Raw genomic sequence first — 1,224 nt, 5'->3', positions numbered from 1 at the left:
AAAAACCTAGGTCCTAGCGATTTCATCGGCATCGGCGTGCAGAAAGATAATAAAGAACTACTTGATTTCGTCAATGCAGAGCTTATAAAGCTGAGCAAAGAGGGCTTTTTCAAAAAGGCCTACGAGCAGAGCTTTGATCCATTTTATCGCGGTACGGCGGATAAGAAATATTTTCTGCTAGATGGAATTTATAATATGCTCTAAGAGCTTGCTTTAAATTTTGAGTCCGGCTTTTAGAATTTTAATAAATAAAATTTCCTGCTTCATTTGAAGGCGGAAAAGAGATTAAATTTAAGGATTTGCCATGAAATTGCTTCTTGCAATGTTGCTACCATTTATCGTTGCTTTTGCCGATAGTCTGGAACAGATCAGATCAAAAGGCGTCGTTCGCATCGGTGTTTACGACGGACAGCCTCCTTTTAGCGAGCTAAACGATGGAACCTTCGAGGGCTTTGAAGTTACGATGGCACAGGCCATAGCAAATGATCTTTTCGGCGAAAAAGGCGGCAGAATCGAGCTTGTGCCGATGAAGGTCGAGGATAGAATTCCAGCACTAGTAAACAACCGCGTAGATATCGTCATCGCTACGATTACCATTACGCCTGAACGCGCGCAGCAGATCGATTTTTCAACACCGTATTTTTCAGTAAATCTTGGAGTTTTAACCCGCAAAGCCGATAGAATAAAATCCTTAGCCGATCTGAAAGAGAAGAGAATTTTACTCGAAAACGGCGGTACGGGCGAGGCATTTTTTAAACAAGAAGGTTTTGGAAATTTTACATTTTGTAAGATCGCTAGAGAGTGCTACCGCATGCTAAAAGACGGCGACGTGGACGCCTACGCGACCGATAATCTAATCGCAATGGCATATCCGGTAGTCGATAGCGAGGTGGAAGTACCGCTTAAAACGCTAGGTAAGCCCGATTTCATGGGTATTGGCGTGCAGAAGGGCAATAAAGAGCTACTGGATTTCGTCAATGCAGAGCTTATAAAGCTAAGCAAAGAGGGCTTTTTTGAAAAGGCATACGAAGGGACTTTTAATCCATTTTATCACGGCGCTGCGGATAAAAGATATTTCTTGCTAGATGGAATTTACAGCTTCTTGTAGGATTTGCGGCTCATTTTAAAATTTATTACGCAAGATTTATCACGTAAATTTTATCTCCTGCTTGCTATGCTTTAGCTCTTGCAGCGGGGATCACATAAAATTTATCGCGCAATCTT

Annotated in this window: 1 protein-coding gene and 1 pseudogene; both read left to right on the top strand. The window is 41.9% G+C overall.

Translation table 11 applies throughout. From position 1 onward, the window contains the following. Positions 1 to 204, top strand: a pseudogene (locus Q0095_RS05285) (amino acid ABC transporter substrate-binding protein); the annotation flags it as partial. Between the two features lie 100 nt (positions 205 to 304). Further along, a complete protein-coding gene (locus Q0095_RS05280; RefSeq protein ID WP_297882035.1) occupies positions 305 to 1,108 on the top strand; it encodes a transporter substrate-binding domain-containing protein in 804 nt (267 codons plus the stop codon). Positions 1,109 to 1,224: the final 116 nt, after the last annotated feature.

It is taken from the genome of uncultured Campylobacter sp. (assembly GCF_938045535.1).
In the GTDB taxonomy this organism is placed as follows: domain Bacteria; phylum Campylobacterota; class Campylobacteria; order Campylobacterales; family Campylobacteraceae; genus Campylobacter_B.
This window is presented reverse-complemented; position numbering and strand designations above follow the sequence as displayed.

Coding starts and splice junctions, on each gene's coding strand:
- Q0095_RS05280 (WP_297882035.1), top strand. CDS start 305: ATGAAATTGCTTCTTGCAATGTTGCTACCATTTATCGTTGCTTTTGCC.